Annotated in this window: 15 protein-coding genes and 1 other annotated feature; all 15 genes read left to right on the top strand. The window is 40.5% G+C overall.

The window, feature by feature from the left end; genetic code table 11:
- Window positions 1–62: 62 nt before the first annotated feature.
- The 15 genes from OC530_RS05055 (at window position 63) to rplL (ending at window position 16,161) form a co-directional block, all read left to right on the top strand.
- Complete coding sequence (locus OC530_RS05055; RefSeq protein ID WP_262080153.1) at window positions 63–908, top strand: phosphorylcholine transferase LicD; 846 nt, start codon at window positions 63–65, stop codon at window positions 906–908.
- A complete protein-coding gene (locus OC530_RS05050; RefSeq protein WP_262080151.1) occupies window positions 898–2,001 on the top strand; it encodes a glycosyltransferase in 1,104 nt (367 codons plus the stop codon). The genes OC530_RS05055 and OC530_RS05050 overlap by 11 nt, the downstream gene beginning before the upstream one ends.
- Window position 2,002: 1 nt before the next feature.
- Complete coding sequence (locus OC530_RS05045) at window positions 2,003–2,989, top strand: glycosyltransferase family 2 protein (RefSeq protein ID WP_262080149.1); 987 nt, start codon at window positions 2,003–2,005, stop codon at window positions 2,987–2,989.
- A 15-nt stretch (window positions 2,990–3,004) separates the two neighbouring features.
- Window positions 3,005–4,474, top strand: a complete 1,470-nt coding sequence (locus OC530_RS05040) for an O-antigen polysaccharide polymerase Wzy family protein (RefSeq protein ID WP_262080147.1) — start codon at window positions 3,005–3,007, stop codon at window positions 4,472–4,474.
- A complete protein-coding gene (locus OC530_RS05035) occupies window positions 4,467–5,501 on the top strand; it encodes a prephenate dehydratase (RefSeq protein ID WP_262080143.1) in 1,035 nt (344 codons plus the stop codon). Before OC530_RS05040 ends, OC530_RS05035 begins: the two co-directional genes overlap by 8 nt.
- 314 nt (window positions 5,502–5,815) lie before the next feature.
- Window positions 5,816–6,553 carry an adaptor protein MecA gene (gene mecA, locus OC530_RS05030; protein WP_262080141.1) on the top strand — a complete coding sequence of 246 codons (738 nt, stop codon included), beginning with the start codon at window positions 5,816–5,818 and terminating at the stop codon, window positions 6,551–6,553.
- Window positions 6,554–6,704: 151 nt separating this feature from the next.
- Window positions 6,705–7,991, top strand: a complete 1,287-nt coding sequence (locus OC530_RS05025; RefSeq protein WP_261063164.1) for a homoserine dehydrogenase — start codon at window positions 6,705–6,707, stop codon at window positions 7,989–7,991.
- 1 nt (window position 7,992) lies between these two features.
- Window positions 7,993–8,862: a homoserine kinase gene (gene thrB / locus OC530_RS05020; RefSeq protein ID WP_262080139.1), complete on the top strand. Its 870-nt coding sequence runs from the start codon at window positions 7,993–7,995 to the stop codon at window positions 8,860–8,862.
- A gap of 75 nt (window positions 8,863–8,937) precedes the next feature.
- Window positions 8,938–9,060 carry a hypothetical protein gene (locus OC530_RS05015; protein WP_262080138.1) on the top strand — a complete coding sequence of 41 codons (123 nt, stop codon included), beginning with the start codon at window positions 8,938–8,940 and terminating at the stop codon, window positions 9,058–9,060.
- Window positions 9,061–9,120: 60 nt separating this feature from the next.
- Window positions 9,121–10,059: a peptide-methionine (R)-S-oxide reductase MsrB gene (gene msrB / locus OC530_RS05010; protein ID WP_262080136.1), complete on the top strand. Its 939-nt coding sequence runs from the start codon at window positions 9,121–9,123 to the stop codon at window positions 10,057–10,059.
- A 60-nt stretch (window positions 10,060–10,119) separates the two neighbouring features.
- Window positions 10,120–11,844 carry an ABC transporter ATP-binding protein gene (locus OC530_RS05005; RefSeq protein WP_262080134.1) on the top strand — a complete coding sequence of 575 codons (1,725 nt, stop codon included), beginning with the start codon at window positions 10,120–10,122 and terminating at the stop codon, window positions 11,842–11,844.
- A gap of 1 nt (window position 11,845) precedes the next feature.
- Entirely contained in the window at window positions 11,846–13,594 is a 1,749-nt protein-coding gene (locus OC530_RS05000; RefSeq protein ID WP_262080130.1) for an ABC transporter ATP-binding protein, read from the top strand.
- Between the two features lie 114 nt (window positions 13,595–13,708).
- The gene (locus OC530_RS04995) at window positions 13,709–14,968 is read left to right on the top strand and encodes a TRZ/ATZ family protein (RefSeq protein WP_262080128.1); all 1,260 of its coding nucleotides are present in this window, start codon (window positions 13,709–13,711) and stop codon (window positions 14,966–14,968) included.
- Between the two features lie 76 nt (window positions 14,969–15,044).
- Window positions 15,045–15,180, top strand: a sequence feature (ribosomal protein L10 leader region).
- A gap of 38 nt (window positions 15,181–15,218) precedes the next feature.
- Window positions 15,219–15,719, top strand: a complete 501-nt coding sequence (gene rplJ, locus OC530_RS04990) for a 50S ribosomal protein L10 (protein WP_001287277.1) — start codon at window positions 15,219–15,221, stop codon at window positions 15,717–15,719.
- A gap of 73 nt (window positions 15,720–15,792) precedes the next feature.
- Window positions 15,793–16,161, top strand: a complete 369-nt coding sequence (gene rplL, locus OC530_RS04985; RefSeq protein WP_001196965.1) for a 50S ribosomal protein L7/L12 — start codon at window positions 15,793–15,795, stop codon at window positions 16,159–16,161.
- The last annotated feature ends 71 nt before the right edge of the window (window positions 16,162–16,232 follow it).

Below are 16,232 nucleotides of genomic sequence, written 5' to 3'. Positions count from 1 at the left end.
AGTCTGCAATAGATTTTCACCCCCTATTTGTGGTATAATGAAACGATACGATAGAAAGAATAATGAATAATATGACTGATTTAAAAGCAATTCAGGCTCGTAGTCTGGAGATGGCTGAATACTTTGTGGCCTTTTGCAAGGAGCATGATTTACTTTGTTATCTCTGTGGAGGGGGTGCTATTGGTGCCCTTCGAAACAAGGGTTTCATTCCTTGGGATGACGACCTAGACTTTTTTATGCCTCGTAAAGATTATGAGAAATTAGCAGAATTATGGCCTCGTTATGCAGATGAACGTTATTTCTTGTCAAAGAGTCACAAGGATTTTGTTGACCGCAATCTTTTTATTACCATTCGTGACAAGGAAACCACCTGTATCAAGCCTTATCAGCAGGATTTAGAATTGCCACATGGTTTGGCCTTGGACGTTTTGCCTTTGGATTATTATCCGAAAAATCCAGCTGAGCGGAAGAAACAGGTTCGCTGGGCCTTGATTTATTCTCTTTTTTGTGCGCAAACTGTCCCAGAAAAGCATGGTACACTTATGAAATGGGGAAGCCGTATTTTACTGGGTGTGACTCCAAAATCTCTCCGTTATCGCATTTGGAAAAAAGCTGAGAAAGAAATGACCAAGTATGATTTGTCTGAGAGTGATGGCGTTACAGAATTATGCTCAGGTCCTGGCTACATGAGAAACAAGTACCCAATCGCATCTTTTGAGGATAATCTTTTCTTACCATTTGAAGGGACAAAGATGCCTATTCCAGTTGGTTATGATGCCTATCTCAGCACTGCTTTTGGCGATTATATGACTCCTCCGCCAGCAGACAAGCAAGTACCACATCATGATGCTGTCCTCGCTGATATGGATAAGTCTTATACAGAATACAAGGGAGAATATGGTGGCTAAGAAAAAAATCTTATTTTTTATGTGGTCTTTTTCTCTCGGAGGCGGTGCAGAAAAAATCCTGTCTACCATTGTTTCAAATCTGGATCCAGAAAAGTATGATATTGATATTCTTGAAATGGAGCACTTTGACAAGGGATACGAATCTGTTCCCAAGCATGTAGGCATTTTAAAATCTCTTCAAGATTATCGCCAAGCTAGATGGTTACGAGCTTTTTTGTGGAGAATGAGAATTTATTTTCCAAGGCTGACTCGTCGCTTGCTTGTAAAAGAAGACTATGATGTTGAAGTTTCTTTTACCATTATGAATCCACCACTGTTGTTTTCTAAAAGAAAAGAAGTCAAGAAAATCTCTTGGATTCATGGAAGTATCGAAGAATTTCTTAAGGATAGCTCCAAAAGAGAATCACATAGACGCCAGTTGGATGCCGCGGATACTATTGTAGGGATTTCAAAAAAGACTAGTCATTCTATCAAGGAAGTCTATCCAGATTATGCTTCGAAATTACGGACGGTCTACAATGGATATGATTTTAAGACTATTTTAGAAAAATCTCAAGAGAAGATTGCTATCGAGATTGCGCCTCAAAGTATCTGTACTATCGGACGGATTGAGGAAAATAAGGGTTCTGACCGTGTGGTGGAAGTGATACGATTATTACACCAAGAGGGAAAATACTATCATCTCTACTTCATAGGGGCTGGTGATATGGATGAGGAACTGAAAAAACGCGTCAAAGAATATGAGCTTGAAGACTATGTACATTTCCTTGGTTATCAAAAAAATCCATACCAGTATTTGTCTCGGATGAAAGTTCTCTTGTCTATGTCTAAACAAGAAGGTTTTCCTGGAGTGTATGTGGAAGCCTTGAGTCTGGGACTTCCTTTTGTCTCTACGGATGTCGGAGGGGCTGAGGAATTATCCCAAGACGGACAATTTGGACAAATCATTGAGAGCAATCAAGAGGCAGCTCAGGCAATTACTGACTACATGACCTCTGCTTCAAACTTCGATGTCAATGAGGCTAGTCAATTCATTCAACAATTCACAATTGCCAAACAAATCGAACAAGTAGAAAAACTATTAGAGGAGTAGCATGGAAACTGCACTAATTAGTGTCATTGTGCCAGTCTATAATGTGGCGCAGTACCTAGAAAAATCGATAGCTTCCATTCAGAAGCAGACCTATCAGAATCTGGAAATCATTCTTGTTGATGATGGAGCAACGGATGAAAGTGGTCGCTTGTGTGATGCAATCGCTGAACAAGATGATAGGGTGTCAGTGCTTCATAAAAAGAATGAAGGTTTGTCGCAAGCACGAAACGATGGAATGAAGCAGGCTCACGGAGATTATCTGATTTTTATTGACTCAGATGATTATATCCATCCAGAAATGATTCAGAGCTTATATGAGCAATTAATTCAAGAAGATGCGGATGTTTCGAGCTGTGGTGTCATGAATGTCTATGCTAATGATGAAAGCCCACAGTCAGCCAATCAGGATGAGTATTTTGTCTGTGATTCTCAAACATTTCTAAAGGAATACCTCATAGGTGAAAAAATACCTGGAACGATTTGCAATAAGCTAATCAAGAGACAGATTGCAACTGCCCTATCCTTTCCAAAGGGATTGATTTACGAAGATGCCTATTACCATTTTGATTTAATCAAGTTGGCCAAGAAGTACGTTGTTAATACCAAACCCTATTATTACTATTTCCATAGAGGGGATAGTATTACGACTAAACCCTATGCAGAGAAGGATTTAGCCTATATTGATATCTATCAAAAGTTTTACAATGAAGTTGTGAAAAACTATCCTGACTTGAAAGAGGTTGCTTTTTTCAGATTGGCCTATGCCTACTTTTTTATTCTGGATAAGATGTTACTAGATGATCAGTATAAACAATTTGAAGCCTATTCTCAGATTCATCGTTTTTTAAAAGGCCATGCCTTTACTATTGCTAGGAATCCAATTTTCCGTAAGGGGAGAAGAATTAGTGCTTTGGCTCTATTCATAAATATTTCCTTATACCGATTCTTATTACTAAAAAATATTGAAAAATCTAAAAAATTACATTAGAACGGGGGTGAGCAAGTGATTGATGGGAAACGATTATTATTTAGTTTGACCATAGTCAGCTATGCCTTGACGCTAGTAAGTGGAATTGTGTATCTGTTTAATAATAACAATGTTAGCTTGCTTTCTACTTTATTGTTCTTACTGGTTAGTAGCTTAATTGCTTGTTGGAATGATATCAAGTATTACTTAATCCATTTTATTTTCTTTTTAACTATTTTTGTATTTCTGGTATCAAGGCCGACCATTGATTACTTTAGGGATGGTGCTTTGGATACCTATCATCCCATAGCCTATCGTTTTGCCTTTATAGTCGTCATGGTTTCGATTCTGGGCTTGACCACAGGAGGTCTCCTAGCTCGCTATTTTATAGCTAGAAAGAAGATACAAGTACCCAAGATAGGAAGTTCTCTAAAAGATGTTTACATCAAGCGGTTGCGCTTTGTATCACTAGGAGTTTTTCTTCTAACCTATCCTTTCTATTTCATTCGGTTATTTGAACGACTCCTGTATCGTTTGCAGACTTCCTACTATGCCTACTATGCAAATTTTGAAAGTAAGCTGCCTTATTTTACCTATATCTTATCAACCTTTACGGTCTACGCAATGTGTATGTATTTGGCAACCAAGCCAAAGAAATGGCAGGCAACAGCAGTGCTTGTCTCCTTTATTGCAGCCAATACAATTCATTTGGCAATCGGGACCCGAAATCCCTTTATTTTAAGTATTTTATTTGCTTTTGTTTATTACTTTATGCGGGAGCAAACTGAAAAAGGAAAATGGATTGGATTTAAAGAAAAGTTAGCGATTTTTGTAGGATCTCCTATTCTCATGTTAGCGATGGGAGTACTCAATTATGTACGGGATAATGTCCAAGTTTCCCATACAGGTTTCTGGGATATCTTACTTGACTTTATCTATAAACAAGGGACTAGTTTTGGTGTCTTGGCTCGAGGTTTTCTATTTAACAGTAGCCTCCCTTACCGAGATTTCCGTAATTTTACTTTTGGTCCTGTTCTTGATTATTTTGCAAGGGGGAGTTTGGGGGCCATTTTTGGAGGAAAAGCATTTGAGCATACAACCAATAGTGTGGAATTGGCTATTGATAGTAATAGTTATGCCCACAATTTATCCTATCTTGTTTTGAACAAGGAATATTTGAAAGGACATGGTATCGGAAGTAGTTATATCATGGAGTTGTATACAGACTATGGTATGATAGGAGTCTTTCTACTTAGTCTCTTACTCGGTATGTTATTCATAGCCATGCTGCAAGTAGCCTATCGCTCTAGAACAATCCTATTTGCCTTGTCCTTACTCATCTTGAATAATCTATTCTTTATGCCTAGAAGTAGCTTTTCAGAAAGTTTCTTCAATCTATTTACAATGCAATTCTGGGGAATTGTTCTTGTGATTATATTCGTAGCGAAAATGCTTACAAAGGAAAACCAGTATCTACTAAACAAAGGAGAAAAAAATCATGTTTGAACATTATTCAGTAGCTGATTTGTTTGCAAATCTTTATAAAAAACGAAAAGCAAATATTTTAGCTCTCATCGCTTTATTTGCTCTCATTGCTGTACCATTTACAATTAAAGCAGTTAAGAATAAAAATACTGTCAAAGACACAACAAGTTATTCAACTTATCTTAGCTATAAAATTACTCCTCCAGAAGATTCAGCGAAAACGATTTTGAATCATCAAATTGGTGGTTATAGTGATTTTTATGGGAAATTGATTGATGGGAATTTGAATGGAGCTTATCTTTTCAATGATGTAGAGCCCAGTGAGTTGAAAAAAATGGCCAGTGAATTGGATACGACAGAAACAACCTTGAAAAATTCTACGAATGATTATTGGTGGAAAAAACTGACCGTCTACTATATGATTGACGATGCAGGGGTCGGTGTGAAAATTTTGACACCAAGCAAGGATGTCAATGACTTGTTAGAGAGAAAATTTGATGGATTGATTGAGAAATTTAAACACACTTATGCAAATGTAAAAATTGAAAAATTGGAAACCATCAACTCTAAAGAATTGAATGCAAATGGTGAGACAGCGCTTGGATTAAATGTGAAGAATTTGATTCTCCGTTTAGCTGTTATTGGAGTAATCTGTGTGATTTTGGTTGTGATGGGAAATGTATTGGTTTATCTCTTTAATCCAACAATCAATAGAGCAGGTGATTTTTCTCAGTATCAAATTGATTTTGTAACAGAGATTACAACAATTGCCAACCTAGCAGATGTCTTGTCATACAAAAATGCTGGACAGGAATTGACCATCGTTAGCTCAAACAAAGCTATCCTAGATAAATTGAAACAAAATCAAGAGTCTTTAAAAGGAATGCATTTTGTCGATTTACAAGATGTGCCATCGCTTTTGGAAAGAGATACAGTCCTTCTTGTTGAAGAGTACGGAGTGACTCGTTATAAGAAGTTTGAGCAAAGTCTTCAAATTCTTCGAAACTTAAATCGCTCAATCCTCGGTGTAGCAACCTTTAAACTATAAGCTTTCTGATGTATTAGGTCTTCAAAGTCGGACAAGAGCCGATTTTGGAGGCTTTTTCTATTTGTTTGCAGAAATTTTCTCTTATACTCAATGAAAATCAAAAAGCAAACTAGGAAGCTAGCCGCAGGTTGCTCAAAGCACCGCTTTGAGGTTGTAGATAAAGCTGACGTGGTTTGAAGAGATTTTCGAAGAGTATTAGAGTCTTCTACAGAAGTTACCCTATGGAAAATCTATCCCGACAGAGGAGCCTTCTTTTGATAAAATCGTAAAAATCTAGTATAATAGATAGAACTGAAAGTATGAGGTTACTAGCAATGAAAATGAAACAAATTAGTGATACAACTTTGAAAATCACGATGTCTTTAGAGGATTTGATGGATCGTGGCATGGAGATTGCTGACTTTCTCGTTCCTCAAGAAAAAACAGAAGAGTTCTTTTATGCTATCTTGGATGAGTTAGAGATGCCTGAAAGCTTTTTGGATACAGGTATGTTGAGCTTCCGTGTGACTCCAAAACCTGATAAGGTTGATGTTTTTGTAACCAAATCAAAGATTGACCAAAATCTAGATTTTGAAGACTTATCGGATTTACCAGATATGGAAGAATTGGCTCAAATGTCGCCTGATGAATTTATCAAAACTCTGGAAAAAAGTATCGCGGACAAAACTAAGGATGATATCGAAGCCATTCAATCTCTAGAGCAAGTCGAAGCCAAGGAAGAAGAGCAAGAGCAGGTTGAACAAGAAGCTGAGAGCAAGAAAGAGCCTTACATCTATTACATCCTGTCTTTTGCTAAGTTGGCTGACTTGGTAGCTTTTGCCCAGACAGTGACTTTTGAAATGGAAACTTCTGAACTCTACAAGATGAATGAGCGCTATTATTTGACCATTTTAGTGGATATTGAAAATCATCCAAGTCCATATCCAGCTTGGCTGTTGGCTCGTATGCGTGAGTTTGCAGACGATAGTGATATCAGTCGCTCGGTCTTGCAAGAGTATGGTCAAGTCTTGATGAATCACGATGCAGTACTTAATCTGCAAAAGATTGGATAATCATTTCTGGAAAGCTATTTCTAGATTTCGAGAAGAGCGAATCGTCTGATTCGTTTTTTCTTTTCTAGATTGAAATAGTGATTTACTATAATAGGAATTTTCATAAAATTCTGTTATAATGGCTATAATAGAAAATTTCGAGGAGACAAACATGACAGTTAAAATTGCTTTACTAGGATTTGGTACCGTTGCAAGTGGCGTGCCTTTCCTCCTAAAGGAAAATGGAGAAAAAATCAATCAATCAGCACATTCAGAGATTGAAGTTGCTAAGGTATTGGTCAAGGATGAAGATGAAAAGAATCGCTTGCTTGCAGCAGGGAATGACTTTAACTTTGTAACCAATGTGGATGACATTTTGTCAGATCAAGACATTACGATCGTAGTGGAATTGATGGGGCGTATCGAACCAGCTAAAACATTTATCACTCGTGCCTTGGAGGCTGGGAAACACGTTGTGACTGCTAACAAGGACCTTTTGGCTGTCCATGGCGCAGAATTGTTAGAAATCGCTAAAGAGCATAATGTAGCACTTTATTACGAAGCAGCAGTAGCTGGTGGGATTCCAATTCTTCGTACCTTGGCAAATTCCTTGGCTTCTGATAAAATTACGCGTGTGCTTGGTGTAGTCAACGGAACTTCCAACTTCATGATGACCAAGATGGTGGAAGAAGGATGGTCTTACGACGATGCTCTTGCGGAAGCGCAACGTCTAGGATTTGCAGAAAGTGACCCTACAAATGACGTAGATGGGATTGATGCAGCCTACAAGATGGTGATTTTGAGCCAATTTGCCTTTGGCATGAAGGTTGCCTTTGATGATGTAGCCCACAAGGGAATCCGTAACATCACACCAGAAGACGTGGCTGTAGCCCAAGACCTTGGCTATGTAGTGAAATTGGTTGGTTCTATCGAGGAAACTCCTTCAGGAATTGCTGCAGAAGTAACTCCAACCTTCCTACCTAAAGCACACCCACTTGCTAGTGTGAATGGCGTAATGAACGCTGTCTTTGTAGAATCTATCGGTATTGGTGAGTCTATGTACTATGGACCAGGTGCTGGTCAAAAACCAACAGCAACAAGTGTGGTGGCGGATATTGTCCGTATCGTTCGTCGTTTGAATGATGGTACCATTGGCAAAGATTTCAACGAATACAGCCGTGACTTGGTCTTGGCAAATCCTGAGGATGTTAAGGCAAACTACTACTTCTCAATCTTGGCTCCAGACTCAAAAGGTCAGGTCTTGAAATTGGCTGAAATCTTCAACGCTCAAGATATTTCCTTCAAGCAAATCCTCCAAGATGGAAAAGATGGTGACAAGGCGCGTGTTGTCATCATTACACACAAGATTAATAAAGCCCAGCTTGAAAATGTCTCAGCTGAATTGAAGAAGGTTTCAGAATTCGACCTCTTGAATACCTTCAAGGTGCTAGGAGAATAAAATGAAGATTATTGTACCTGCAACCAGTGCCAATATCGGGCCAGGATTTGACTCGGTCGGTGTAGCTGTAACCAAGTATCTTCAAATTGAGGTCTGTGAAGAACGAGATGAGTGGCTGATTGAACACCAGATTGGCAAATGGATTCCACATGATGAGCGTAATCTCTTACTAAAAATTGCCTTGCAAATTGTACCAGACTTGCAACCAAGACGTTTGAAAATGACCAGTGATGTTCCCTTGGCGCGTGGTTTGGGTTCTTCAAGCTCGGTTATTGTTGCTGGGATTGAACTAGCCAATCAATTGGGCAAGCTCAACTTGACAGACCATGAAAAATTGCAGTTAGCGACCAAGATTGAGGGACATCCAGATAATGTGGCTCCAGCCATTTATGGTAATCTCGTTATTGCAAGCTCTGTTGATGGACAAGTTTCTGCTATCGTAGCAGACTTCCCAGAATGTGATTTTCTAGCCTACATTCCAAACTATGAATTGCGTACTCGAGACAGCCGTGGTGTCTTGCCTAAGAAATTGTCCTATAAGGAAGCTGTTGCAGCTAGTTCTATCGCCAATGTGGCGGTTGCGGCCTTGTTGGCAGGAGACATGGTGACAGCTGGGCAAGCAATCGAGGGAGACCTCTTCCACGAGCGCTATCGTCAGGACTTGGTGAGAGAATTTGCGACGATTAAGCAAGTAGCCAAAGAGAATGGTGCCTATGCAACCTACCTCTCAGGTGCTGGGCCAACAGTTATGGTCTTGGCTTCTCATGACAAGATGCCAACGATTAAGGCAGAATTGGAAAAGCAACCCTTCAAAGGAAAGCTTCATGACTTGAAGGTTGATACCCAAGGTGTCCGTATAGAAGCAAAATAAAGAATAGAAGATAGGATGGGGAAACTCTTGACCAGAGGGCTTCCTATCCTTTTTTTGAAAAGAAGTTTATACTCAATGAAAATCAAAGAGCAAACTAGGAAGCTAGCCGCAGGTTGCTCAAAGCACTGCTTTGAGGTTGTAGATAAGACTGACGAAGTCAGCTCAAAACAGTGTTTTGAGGTTGCAGATGTAAGCTGACGTGGTTGGAAGAGATTTTCGAAGAGTATTAGTTAAAAACTTGATAAAGGAGAAATAAAGATGGCAGAAATTTATCTAGCAGGTGGTTGTTTTTGGGGCCTAGAGGAATATTTTTCACGCATTTCTGGAGTGCTAGCAACCAGTGTTGGCTACGCTAATGGACAAGTCGAAACGACCAATTATCAGTTGCTTAAGGAAACAGACCATGCAGAAACGGTTCAAGTGATTTACGATGAGAAGGCAGTGTCACTCAGAGATATTTTACTTTATTATTTCCGTGTCATCGACCCTTCATCCATCAATCAACAAGGGAATGACCGTGGTCGCCAATATCGAACTGGGATTTATTACCAGGACGAAGCAGACTTGCCAGCTATCTACACAGTGGTGCAGGAGCAGGAGCGCATGCTGGGTCGAAAGATTGCAGTAGAAGTGGAGAAACTTCGCCACTACATTTTAGCAGAAGACTACCATCAAGACTATCTTAAGAAGAATCCTTCAGGTTACTGTCATATTGATGTGACCGATGCTGATAAGCCATTGATTGATGCCTCTAACTATGAAAAGCCTAGTCAAGAGGTGTTAAAGGAAAGCTTATCAGAAGAATCCTATCGTGTTACCCAAGAAGCTGCTACAGAGGCTCCATTTACCAATGCCTATGACCAAACCTTTGAAGAGGGAATTTATGTAGACATCACGACGGGTGAGCCACTCTTTTTTGCCAAGGATAAGTTTGCCTCAGGTTGTGGTTGGCCAAGTTTTAGCCGTCCGATTTCCAAGGAATTGATTCATTATTACAAGGATATGAGCCATGGAATGGAGCGAATCGAGGTTCGTTCTCGGTCAGGCAATGCTCACTTGGGTCATGTTTTCACAGATGGACCGCGTGAGTTTGGTGGCCTCCGTTACTGTATCAATTCTGCTTCCTTGCGCTTTGTGGCCAAGGATGAGATGGAAGAAGCAGGCTATGGCTATCTACTGCCCTACTTAAACAAATAAAACAGAGATGGTGGGTGCTTCCCACTTTCTTCATTTCTAGAAAACGAATAGAAGGGATTTATGAAACACTTACTATCTTACTTTAAACCCTACATCAGAGAATCAATTTTAGCACCCTTGTTCAAGCTACTAGAAGCTGTGTTTGAGCTCTTGGTTCCCATGGTGATTGCTGGGATTGTTGACCAATCCTTGCCCCAGAGAAATCAAGGGCACCTTTGGATGCAAATTGGGCTGCTCCTTATCTTTGCAGTGATTGGTGTTGTAGTGGCCTTAATAGCCCAGTTCTACTCAGCTAAGGCAGCGGTTGGGTTTACCAAAGAACTGACAAACGACCTTTATCGTCATATTCTTTCCTTACCCAAGAACAGTAGAGACCGTCTGACAACTTCGAGCTTGGTCACTCGCTTGACTTCGGATACCTACCAGATTCAGACTGGTATCAATCAATTCCTGCGTCTCTTTTTACGAGCGCCTATTATCGTTTTTGGTGCCATTTTTATGGCTTATAGAATCTCAGCTGAACTGACTTTTTGGTTCTTGGTCATGGTTGTCATTTTGACCATTGTTATTGTAGGGCTCTCTAGACTGGTTAATCCTCTCTACAGCAGTCTGAGAAAGAAAACGGACCAACTAGTTCAGGAAACACGCCAGCAATTACAAGGGATGCGAGTTATTCGTGCTTTTGGTCAAGAAAAACGAGAGTTACAAGTTTTTCAAACCCTTAACCAAGTCTATGCTAGATTACAAGAAAAGACAGGTTTCTGGTCCAGTTTATTAACACCCCTGACCTATCTGATTGTAAATGGAACTCTCCTCGTCATTATATGGCAAGGCTATATTTCTATTCAAGGAGGATTGCTCAGTCAAGGTGCTCTCATTGCCCTTATCAACTATCTCTTACAGATTTTGGTGGAATTGGTCAAGCTAGCCATGCTGATAAATTCTCTCAACCAGTCCTATATCTCAGCTAAGCGAATTGAGGAAGTCTTTGCCGAAGCTCCAGAAGACATCCATTCAGAATTAGAACAAAAGCAAGCTACCAGTGATCAGGTTTTACAAGTTCAAGAACTGACCTTTACCTATCCTGATGCGGCCCAGCCTTCTCTGAGAGACATTTCCTTTGATATGCAGCAAGGGCAAATTCTTGGTATCATTGGGGGAACGGGTTCTGGTAAATCAAGCTTGGTGCAAGTCTTACTTGGTCTTTATCCAGTAGATAAGGGAAGCATAGATCTTTATCGAGATGGATCTAGCCCTCATAATTTAGAGCAATGGCGGTCCTGGATTGCTTATGTACCCCAAAAAGTCGAACTTTTTAAGGGAACTATTCGTTCCAACTTGACTCTAGGTTTAGATCAAGAAGTAACTGACCAAGAACTCTGGCAGGCCTTGGAGATTGCGCAAGCTAAGGATTTTGTCAGTGAAAAGGAAGGACTCTTAGATGCCCTAGTTGAGGCAGGAGGGCGAAATTTCTCAGGTGGACAAAAACAAAGGCTGTCTATCGCACGAGCAGTCTTGCGCCAAGCCCCTTTTCTCATCCTAGATGATGCTACCTCCGCGTTGGATACCATTACGGAGTCCAAGCTCTTGAAAGCTATCCGAGAGAACTTACCAAATACAAGCTTAATCTTGATTTCTCAACGAACCTCGACTTTACAGATGGCTGACCAGATTCTCCTCTTGGAAAAAGGTGAGCTTTTAGCTATCGGCAAGCACGAGGACTTGATGAAGTCCAGTCAAGTTTATCGCGAAATCAATGCATCCCAACATGGAAAGGAGGACTAGCATGAGACGACAAACTGCAAACCAGACGCTTAAACGTTTGGCCAAAGATTTAGCAAGCCATCCCTTCCTCCTTTTCTTAGCCTTTATAGGAACCATTGCCCAGGTTGCCTTATCGATTTACCTACCTATCTTGATTGGTCAGGTTATTGACCAAGTCCTAGTGGCCGATTCATCATCAGTTTTTTGGCACATTTTCACTCAGATGATCTTGGTGATCATAGGAAACACTTTAGTTCAATGGATCAATCCTCTTCTTTATAATCGCTTAATCTTCTCTTATACTAAAGATTTGCGAGAGCGAATTATCCATAAGCTCCACCGTTTACCGATTTCCTTTGTAGATCGACAAGGAAGTGGGGAAATGGTCAGTCGGGTAACCACAGACATAGAACAGTTGGCAGCTGGCTTGACCATGATTTTTAACCAATTTTTCATTGGAGTCTTGATGATTTTGATTAGTATTCTAGCCATGCTTCAAATTCATCTCCTCATGACTCTCTTAGTCTTGCTGTTGACACCACTTTCTATGGTAATCTCACGCTTTATTGCTAAACGGTCCTATCATCTCTTCCAAAAACAAACAGAGACGAGGGGGATTCAGACACAATTAATTGAAGAATCGTTGAGCCAGCAGACTATTATTCAATCTTTTAATGCTCAATCAGAGTTTATCCAAAGGCTGCGAGAGGCTAATGACAACTACTCAGGTTATTCGCAGTCAGCCATCTTTTATTCTTCAACGGTCAATCCTTCGACTCGCTTTGTAAATGCACTCATTTACGCACTTTTAGCTGGAGTGGGAGCTTATCGTATTATGATAGGGTCCACCTTGACCATCGGGCGTTTAGTGACCTTTTTGAACTATGTTCAGCAATACACCAAGCCTTTTAACGATATTTCTTCAGTTTTGGCCGAGTTGCAAAGTGCCTTGGCATGTGCAGAGCGTGTTTATGCTGTCTTAGAAAGTCCTGAGGTGGCTGAAACAGGTAAGGAAGTCTTGACCAGTGACCAAGTTAAGGGAGCTATTTCCTTTAAACATGTCTCTTTTGGCTACCATCCTGAAAAGATTTTGATTAAGGATTTATCAATTGATATTCCAGCTGGTAGCAAGGTGGCAATCGTTGGTCCTACAGGTGCCGGAAAATCAACCCTTATCAATCTTCTCATGCGCTTTTATCCCATTAACTCGGGAGATATCTTGCTAGACGGACGATCCATTTATGACTATAGTCGTGCCTCTTTACGCCAGCAGTTTGGAATGGTGCTCCAAGAAACCTGGCTCAAGCAAGGGACCATTCATGACAATATTGCCTTTGGAAATCCTGATGCCAGTCGGGAGCAAGTGATTGCTGCTGCAAAGGCAGCCAATGCAGACTTTTTCATTCAACAGTTGCCGCAGGGATACGATACCAAGTTGGAAAATGCGGGAGAATCTCTCTCTGTCGGTCAGGCTCAGCTCTTGACCATCGCCCGAGTCTTTCTGGCTATTCCCAAGATTCTTATCTTAGACGAAGCAACTTCATCCATCGATACGCGGACAGAAGTACTGGTTCAGGATGCTTTTGCCAAACTCATGAAGGGGCGCACAAGTTTTATCATCGCCCACCGCTTGTCTACCATTCAGGACGCGGATTTGATTCTTGTCTTGGTGGATGGCGACATTGTTGAGTATGGGAACCATCAGGATCTCATGACTAGAAAGGGTAAGTATTACCAAATGCAAAAAGCTGCAGCTTTTAGCTCTGAATAATCCTTTCTCTTTTGAAATTTTATGGACGAAAAAAGTTGCCTTCAGGTGACTTTTTTGTTACAATAGCTAGAAAAATTATTCACTGTAAATTGTTTTTTAGAAAAGGAGCCTATAATGAAAGTCTATCAGCATGTAAATATCGTGACTTGTGACCAAGATTTCCATGTCTATCTAGATGGAATCTTAGCCGTTAAGGATTCTCAAATCGTATATGTCGGTCAAGAGCAGTCAGAGATTTTAGAGCAAGCTGAGCAGATTATCGACTATCAGGGAGCCTGGATTATGCCTGGATTGGTCAATTGTCACACCCATTCTGCTATGACAGGATTGAGAGGAATCCGAGATGATAGCAATCTCCATGAATGGCTCAATGATTATATCTGGCCAGCAGAAGCTGAGTTTACTCTCGACATGACTACTAAGGCGGTCAAAGAAGCGCTGACAGAAATGCTCCAGTCAGGAACAACAACCTTTAATGATATGTATAATCCCAATGGAGTGGAGATTGAGCGGATTTATCAGGCAGTGAAAGATTCCAAGATGCGTTGTTATTTCTCACCTTCTCTTTTTTCTTCAGAGGCAGAGACAACTGCTGAAACTATAAGTAGAACTCGAGCAATCATTGAAGAAATTATTGGATATAAAAATCCAAATTTCAAGGTTATGGTAGCCCCACATTCTCCCTACAGCTGTAATAGAGACTTGCTGGAAGAAAGCATAGACATGGCAAAAGAGTTTGCTATTCCAATCCATATCCATGTGGCTGAGACCAAGGAGGAATCAGGGATCATCCTGAAACGATATGGCAAACGCCCCCTCGCCTTTCTAGAAGAACTGGGTTACTTAGATCATCCGTCTGTCTTTGCTCACGGGGTCGAATTAAACGAGAGAGAAATTGAACGCTTGGCAACTTCTCAAGTGTCTATTGCCCACAATCCTATTAGTAACCTCAAACTGGCATCAGGGATTGCTCCTATAATTCAACTGCAAAAAGCAGGAGTAGCAGTCGGAATTGCGACGGATTCGGTTGCCTCCAATAACAATCTAGATATGTTTGAGGAAGGACGGACAGCAGCCCTTCTTCAGAAGATGAAGAGTGGGGATGCCAGCCAATTCCCGATTGAAACAGCTCTCAAAGCACTAACAATCGAAGGGGCTAAGGTTCTAGGAATGGAAAATCAGATAGGAAGTCTAGAAGTCGGCAAGCAAGCAGATTTTCTCGTTATTCAACCACAAGGGAAAATTCATCTCCAACCTCAAGAAAATATGCTTTCCCATCTGGTTTATGCTGTTAAATCCAGTGATGTTGATGATGTCTATATCGGTGGAGAACAGGTTGTTAAGCAAGGTCAAGTCCTAACAGTAGAACTTTAAAAGAAAAATTACGAAAAAATCTTAAAAAAAGTTTGCAAAAATCTTGCATTCTTTTTTTGACTATGCTATACTTATATACGGTTTGAAAAAACTGCCTAAGACAGTAGGGGAGCTCGACTCATAAATATCCTACCGAGGACAAAACGTATCATGTAAAAAGAAGCGTATTGTACTTTCGTGTCTAGGTTTGGGCGCGTTTTTCTTTTGGAAAAATTCCCCAAGCAAAATAATTACGGAGGTGAACACACTAATGAGTGAAGCAATTATTGCTAAAAAAGCGGAACTAGTTGACGTAGTAGCTGAAAAAATGAAAGCTGCTGCATCTATCGTCGTTGTAGACGCTCGTGGTTTGACAGTTGAGCAAGATACAGTTCTTCGTCGTGAGCTTCGTGGAAGCGAAGTTGAGTATAAAGTTATTAAAAACTCAATCTTGCGTCGTGCAGCTGAAAAAGCTGGTCTTGAAGATCTTGCATCTGTATTTGTTGGACCATCTGCAGTAGCATTTTCTAACGAAGATGTTATCGCACCAGCGAAAATCTTGAACGACTTTTCTAAAAACGCTGAAGCACTTGAAATCAAAGGTGGTGCAATCGAAGGCGCTGTCGCATCTAAAGAAGAGATTCTTGCTCTTGCAACTCTTCCAAACCGCGAAGGACTTCTTTCTATGCTCCTTTCTGTACTTCAAGCGCCAGTGCGCAATGTTGCTCTTGCAGTCAAAGCGGTTGCAGACAACAAAGAAGACGCAGCTTAATCTTAAGCTACGCAGCGTAGCCTAGCTACGAAAATCTATTATAAATTTAAAAACATATTTGGAGGAAATAACAATGGCATTGAACATTGAAAACATTATTGCTGAAATTAAAGAAGCTTCAATCCTTGAATTGAACGACCTTGTAAAAGCTATCGAAGAAGAATTTGGTGTAACTGCAGCTGCTCCTGTAGCTGTTGCTGCAGCTGGTGCTGCTGACGCTGGTGCTGCTAAAGATTCATTCGACGTTGAATTGACATCTGCAGGCGACAAAAAAGTTGGCGTTATCAAAGTTGTACGTGAAATCACAGGTCTTGGTCTTAAAGAAGCTAAGGAACTTGTTGACGGTGCACCAGCACTTGTTAAAGAAGGCGTTGCAACTGCAGAAGCTGAAGAAATCAAAGCTAAATTGGAAGAAGCTGGAGCTTCAGTTACTCTTAAATAATAGAGTGACTACATTAGTAGCTTAAAACATGATTAAACCGCTATTCTTGGGAGTAGCGGTTTTTCTTTTTT

It is taken from the genome of Streptococcus sp. Marseille-Q5619, from assembly GCF_946901205.1.
GTDB lineage: Bacteria > Bacillota > Bacilli > Lactobacillales > Streptococcaceae > Streptococcus.
The sequence above is the reverse complement of the archived record's forward strand: the minus strand, read 5'-3'. Positions and strand labels throughout refer to the sequence as shown.

Excerpts from the sequence above, each read along its gene's own strand:
- OC530_RS05055 (WP_262080153.1), top strand. The coding sequence starts at position 63 with ATGAATAATATGACTGATTTAAAAGCAATTCAGGCTCGTAGTCTGGAG.
- OC530_RS05050 (WP_262080151.1), top strand. The coding sequence starts at position 898 with ATGGTGGCTAAGAAAAAAATCTTATTTTTTATGTGGTCTTTTTCTCTC.
- OC530_RS05045 (WP_262080149.1), top strand. The coding sequence starts at position 2,003 with ATGGAAACTGCACTAATTAGTGTCATTGTGCCAGTCTATAATGTGGCG.
- OC530_RS05035 (WP_262080143.1), top strand. The coding sequence starts at position 4,467 with ATGTTTGAACATTATTCAGTAGCTGATTTGTTTGCAAATCTTTATAAA.
- mecA (WP_262080141.1), top strand. The coding sequence starts at position 5,816 with ATGAAAATGAAACAAATTAGTGATACAACTTTGAAAATCACGATGTCT.
- OC530_RS05025 (WP_261063164.1), top strand. The coding sequence starts at position 6,705 with ATGACAGTTAAAATTGCTTTACTAGGATTTGGTACCGTTGCAAGTGGC.
- thrB (WP_262080139.1), top strand. The coding sequence starts at position 7,993 with ATGAAGATTATTGTACCTGCAACCAGTGCCAATATCGGGCCAGGATTT.
- OC530_RS05015 (WP_262080138.1), top strand. The coding sequence starts at position 8,938 with ATGAAAATCAAAGAGCAAACTAGGAAGCTAGCCGCAGGTTGCTCAAAG.
- msrB (WP_262080136.1), top strand. The coding sequence starts at position 9,121 with ATGGCAGAAATTTATCTAGCAGGTGGTTGTTTTTGGGGCCTAGAGGAA.
- OC530_RS05005 (WP_262080134.1), top strand. The coding sequence starts at position 10,120 with ATGAAACACTTACTATCTTACTTTAAACCCTACATCAGAGAATCAATT.
- OC530_RS05000 (WP_262080130.1), top strand. The coding sequence starts at position 11,846 with ATGAGACGACAAACTGCAAACCAGACGCTTAAACGTTTGGCCAAAGAT.
- OC530_RS04995 (WP_262080128.1), top strand. The coding sequence starts at position 13,709 with ATGAAAGTCTATCAGCATGTAAATATCGTGACTTGTGACCAAGATTTC.
- rplJ (WP_001287277.1), top strand. The coding sequence starts at position 15,219 with ATGAGTGAAGCAATTATTGCTAAAAAAGCGGAACTAGTTGACGTAGTA.
- rplL (WP_001196965.1), top strand. The coding sequence starts at position 15,793 with ATGGCATTGAACATTGAAAACATTATTGCTGAAATTAAAGAAGCTTCA.